The organism is Flavonifractor plautii ATCC 29863 (assembly GCF_000239295.1).
GTDB classification, from domain to species: Bacteria; Bacillota; Clostridia; order Oscillospirales; family Oscillospiraceae; genus Flavonifractor; species Flavonifractor plautii.
The window spans coordinates 1-4,528 of the sequence record NZ_JH417855.1 but is presented as its reverse complement, the minus strand read 5'-3'; the positions used below and the strand labels follow the sequence as shown (position 1 = coordinate 4,528).

Genomic DNA, 4,528 nt, shown 5'->3' with positions numbered 1-4,528 from the left:
GGGGCGTTACAGCGTAAGCCCCCGCCGCCGGAAAGCCGCCAGCGGAACAGCCTGGGGGAAGTTCCAAGAAGAGGGAATCGCAATTCCCCCTTCTTGGCCGTTTCAAGGGGTGGATTGTTAAGGCGGGGGAAATCGGAATCCCCCGCCTTAACTGGCTCTTTCGCCCCTTTCTGGCCACTCAGAAAGGGGCCCGCCGGAAGCATGATAAGAAAACAGGTGTCAAAAAGGGTAACATGGAAGGCGCTTCAGCCTGGAATAAGGTGGGCCGATGTGGGCAGAAGGTGAATTGCCCCGAAGGGGCAAGAGAGGCCGCCCTGGGGCGTCGGCCCCTACGCTAAGGGGACGCCCGCCTCAACGTATCACGGCATAGGGGCGCCCCTTGTGGTCGCCCGCGGGCGGCCATAAAGGCCGCCCCTACAGGCCGTAGTACTGGCACAGCCGGGCCACTGCTTCCATAGCGTCGGGCGGATTGACCCACAGGTCTGGCAGATAACCGATGCCGTCCCGGTTTTCCATGGTCTCATGAAAGCCCAGCCCGGTACCGAAGAAAACCGGGAGTCCCGAATTTGGCAGGTAGCAGGTGAAGTTATCCGACACCAGGTAGCAGCCGCCCGTGTTTACCCCCACCACCAGCGTGTTCTCCACCGTGTGCAGGTCGGTCAGCACGTCCTCTCCGGCGGAGGCGGTCCAGTTGTCCGTCAACAGGAAGGTGATTCCCTCCCGCTCCACCCATCGGCCTGGCTGTGAGGAAACAGCCCAGGTTCCCATGGCCTCGTCCGGATAGTCCAGAAAATAGCAGCCGATCTGGCTGATCCTCTTTCCGGAGCTCCGGCGGGGCTGGGCGGGCTGGCCCGTCCAGCCCTCAAACCACTCCGCCATCCAGTTCGAGTACCCGCCGGGGTTGCTCCGCACATCGAAGATCAGCAGGGGCGCGTCGGCGTACTCCCCGCCGCAGGTGGCAAACCGCTCCAGTTGCGCCTCCCCCTCCGGCGTGTCGGCGGACATATACCGGGATAGCAGCGTTGGGATGCCCTGGTATTCGCTCTCCGCAAACACAAAATGACCGGGGCCCACAGTCTCACAGGGCGTCCACGACAGCTCATATCCGCCCAGGGTGTCCGGCAGATCGCTCCCGTCCTCGCTCATGGCGAAAAAGCCGTAGGTGATGGCCCCATCCGGGCCGATGGTGGGCTTCACATAGTCCTCACTTAGCCCAGTGGGGTCGCTGATGTATATATCCGGTACATAATAGGTACGGAGCTTGGAAAGCAGGTAACTGCCTCCAATTGTAAAGTGTCCGTCCAGTACCGTCCCCTCCAGCGGCAAATATAGGGCCGTCGCCAGCCGGATGAGCGTAGAACCATAAGGGGTGGTGGTGTCCTCCAGTATCTCGATGCTCTCCGCCCTCAACTTCTCAAACACCTCATCGCCGCCGAAGTACTCGTAGGCCCCGTAGGTGGTGCGGAGGAGGGTAAAGAATACATCCAGATCCTCCCTGGCCTTCTCTGGAGGGAGATAGTCCACCATATTGCGGTGGGTCATCAGAGCCTCCATCTCCCCGTCGGTGAAGGTGTGGTTCTGGTCGGCAAAGTCCGGCGTCCAGGGGGAGATGTCCAGTGGCTCCCCCTCCTCGATGACGGCCCGGCGCTTCTCGTTGACCGCGTCCAGAAAGGTGTGGAAGTCCACCGCCGCGGCCGGGGTGGGTGTGGGCTCGGGTGTGGGTTCCGGCGCGGGGGCGCACCCCGCCAGCAGGGCGAGGCTCAGGGCCAGGGGGAACAGCCTCCGGTTCATTCCAGCACGCTTCCTTTCAGTCCGTCCCGATGAATTCCCGTTATTTTTACCTCTTTTATGACATTGTGTAGTCCCTCGCCCGGGGCAAAGACCTCCGTGTAATTGGGGGCGTGGCCACGCCAGAGGCCCTCCTTCTCCTCCTCAAAGAGCACGGTCAGTGTCTCCCCCACCCAGCGCTCCAGCCAGGCCGCCCGCAGCTCCTCCGCCACCGCCGCCGCCCGGCGGGCCCGCGCCTCCTTTTCCGCCTTGGGCACCTGGCCGGGCAGGGCGGCCGCCGGGGTGCCGGTACGGCGGGAGTAGGGGAAGATGTGCATGGCGGAGAAGGCGCACCGGCGTACAAAGTCCAGGGTCTGGTCGAACTCCTCCTCCGTCTCGCCGGGGAAGCCCACAATGAGATCGGTGGTGATACCGGGTCGATCAAAGTGTTCCCGGAGTAATGTTACGCTCTCATAATACCGGGCGGAATCATATTTCCGGTTCATCCGCTTCAACGTGGCGTCGCAGCCGCTCTGCATGGAGAGGTGGAAGTGGGGGCACAGGTTGGGCAGGGCGGCGGCCCGGCGGCAGAAGTCCTCCGTGACGGTGCGGGGTTCCAGGGAGCCCAGCCGCACCCGGCACTCCGGCGCGGCGGCGCACACCGCCTCCACAAGGTCGATCAGGCCCTGCCCATTTTTGAGATCGTGTCCCCAGGAGGAGATTTCGATGCCGGTGAGCACCAGCTCCCGGTAGCCCGCCCCGGCAAGGCGCTTTGCCTCACAGGCGGCCTCCTCCAAGGGAAGGGAGCGGATCGGCCCCCGGGCGTAGGGAATGATACAGTAGGTGCAGAAGTTGACGCAGCCATCCTCCACCTTGAGCATGGCCCGGGTGCGCCCTTCCAGGCCGCCGGCGGGCAGATGCTCATACTGGCGGCGGCGCAGGGCGTCGTCCACCCTTACCACCGGGTGTCCGCCGTCGGGGCTGAGGGCCTCCAGCGCGTCCAGAAAGCCCATGCGGTCGGCCGTGCCCATGACCAGATCCACCCCCAGGGCCTCCACCGCCTCCGGATCGGTCTGGGCGTAGCAGCCGCACACCGCCACCACCGCGTGGGGGGAGCGCTTGCGGGCCTGCCGGATCATCTGGCGGGATTTCTTGTCGCTCACCGCCGTGACGGTGCAGGTGTTGATCACATAGGCGTCCGCCGCCCCGTCAAAGGGCACCAGGGCGTGGCCCCGGCCGGTGAGCTCCGCCTCCATCGCCTGCGTCTCGTATTGGTTGACCTTGCAGCCCAAGGTGTAGATAGCAACTCGCATGTCTTTTCCTCGCATATGACCGCGGCTCTTTGTGAAAAAAACAGAATTTCCGGTTTACCGCGGCTTTCCCATTGAATTTTTTCCCCGTTCCTGTCTATAATGGGGATACCCTAATTATAAAGCAAAGCCCCACCGTTTGTATACAGTCATTTAGGAGGTGCCCTTTCATGTCTGAGTTTTTCGTGTCGCTGTCCTCCATCGAGGATGTACGCCAGTTTGTCAACGCGGCCACCTGCTGCCCCTGCGAGGTGGACGTGCTCTCCGGCCGATACGTCATCGACGCCAAATCCATCATGGGCCTGTTCTCCTTGGATCTCTCCCACCCGGTGAAGGTGGAGGTCCACGGCTCCGACGCCGACCGCTCTGCCTTTGAGCAGAGCGTCGCCGCCTTTGAGGTCAAGCAGACCCAGTAATATAAGATAAGGAGGGCGGCCCTGGGCCGCCCTCCTTTTTCGACGGTTTACAAACCGGCCGCTTCTGTGGTAGAATAGTTTGCTTTCGCAGGAGGGATGACCATGTCAGACCAGTACCCGTTCTTCGCCTACCTCTCCCGGATGCGGTACATCAACCGCTGGGGGCTGATGCGCAACACCTTTCAGGAGAACATTCAGGAGCACTCCCACATGGTGGCGGTGCTGGCCCACGCCCTGGCCGTGATCCGGCGGGACGTGTTCGGCGGCGACGCCGACCCCGGTCTGGCCGCCGCAGCGGCCCTTTACCACGACGCGCCGGAGATCCTCACCGGCGACCTGCCCACCCCCATCAAGTACTACAACCCCGACATCCGGGACGCCTACAGGGAAGTGGAGCAGTTCTCCGCCCACAAGCTGCTGCATATGCTGCCGGAGGCCCTCCGCCCCTCCTTTGCCCCCCTGCTGCGGGAGGGCTACGACCCCGGGCTCAGAACACTGGTCAAGGCCGCCGACAAGCTCTCGGCCCACATCAAATGCGTGGAGGAGCTCAAGGCGGGCAACGCCGAATTCAAGCAGGCCGCGGAGCAGACGCTGGAGGCCCTGCAGGGCTATGGTCTGCCCGAGCTGGACTACTTTCTGGAGCACTTCCTGCCCGCCTTCGGGCTGACGCTGGATGAGCTGCAGTGAGTGTCCCCCATATCCGTAAAAACTGCAAAGGAGCTGTTCTATTATGAGAGCAATCGTCACCGTTCTCGGCAAGGACCGGGTGGGTATCATGTCCCTGGTCTGCGCCCTGCTGGCCCAGCACAATGTCAACATTCTGGACATCAGCCAGACCATCCTCCAGGGGGACTTCACCATGGTTATGCTGGTGGACGCCGGCGCCTGCGACATCCCCTTCGCCGAGCTGGCCGCCCTGCTGGAGCGGGAGGGTGAGGCCCGCAGCCTGGACATCCGCGCCCAGCGGGAGGATATTTTCAACGCCATGCACCGGATCTGAGGAAGCGCGGAGGGTAGGCGCATAGGGGAGCTAAG

5 protein-coding genes are annotated in these 4,528 nt (G+C 63.1%); 3 read left to right on the top strand and 2 right to left on the bottom strand.

Annotation, left to right across the window (positions count from 1 at the left end; all coding sequences use genetic code 11):
• Positions 1–414 precede the first annotated feature (414 nt).
• Both HMPREF0372_RS18250 and mtaB read right to left on the bottom strand, forming a co-directional pair.
• Positions 415–1,791 carry a S41 family peptidase gene (locus HMPREF0372_RS18250; protein WP_007495808.1) on the bottom strand — a complete coding sequence of 459 codons (1,377 nt, stop codon included), beginning with the start codon at positions 1,789–1,791 and terminating at the stop codon, positions 415–417.
• Entirely contained in the window at positions 1,788–3,080 is a 1,293-nt protein-coding gene (gene mtaB / locus HMPREF0372_RS18245; RefSeq protein WP_009258314.1) for a tRNA (N(6)-L-threonylcarbamoyladenosine(37)-C(2))-methylthiotransferase MtaB, read from the bottom strand. Before mtaB ends, HMPREF0372_RS18250 begins: the two co-directional genes overlap by 4 nt.
• A 167-nt stretch (positions 3,081–3,247) precedes the next feature.
• Between mtaB and HMPREF0372_RS18240 the strand changes: the two genes are divergently transcribed.
• The 3 genes from HMPREF0372_RS18240 (at position 3,248) to HMPREF0372_RS18230 (ending at position 4,493) form a co-directional block, all read left to right on the top strand.
• Positions 3,248–3,493, top strand: a complete 246-nt coding sequence (locus HMPREF0372_RS18240; protein ID WP_007495804.1) for an HPr family phosphocarrier protein — start codon at positions 3,248–3,250, stop codon at positions 3,491–3,493.
• A gap of 102 nt (positions 3,494–3,595) precedes the next feature.
• The gene (yfbR, locus tag HMPREF0372_RS18235; RefSeq protein WP_009258313.1) at positions 3,596–4,180 is read left to right on the top strand and encodes a 5'-deoxynucleotidase; all 585 of its coding nucleotides are present in this window, start codon (positions 3,596–3,598) and stop codon (positions 4,178–4,180) included.
• A 43-nt stretch (positions 4,181–4,223) separates the two neighbouring features.
• Positions 4,224–4,493: an ACT domain-containing protein gene (locus HMPREF0372_RS18230; protein WP_007495800.1), complete on the top strand. Its 270-nt coding sequence runs from the start codon at positions 4,224–4,226 to the stop codon at positions 4,491–4,493.
• The last annotated feature ends 35 nt before the right edge of the window (positions 4,494–4,528 follow it).

Coding starts and splice junctions, on each gene's coding strand:
- HMPREF0372_RS18250 (WP_007495808.1), bottom strand. CDS start 1,791: ATGAACCGGAGGCTGTTCCCCCTGGCCCTGAGCCTCGCCCTGCTGGCG.
- mtaB (WP_009258314.1), bottom strand. CDS start 3,080: ATGCGAGTTGCTATCTACACCTTGGGCTGCAAGGTCAACCAATACGAG.
- HMPREF0372_RS18240 (WP_007495804.1), top strand. CDS start 3,248: ATGTCTGAGTTTTTCGTGTCGCTGTCCTCCATCGAGGATGTACGCCAG.
- yfbR (WP_009258313.1), top strand. CDS start 3,596: ATGTCAGACCAGTACCCGTTCTTCGCCTACCTCTCCCGGATGCGGTAC.
- HMPREF0372_RS18230 (WP_007495800.1), top strand. CDS start 4,224: ATGAGAGCAATCGTCACCGTTCTCGGCAAGGACCGGGTGGGTATCATG.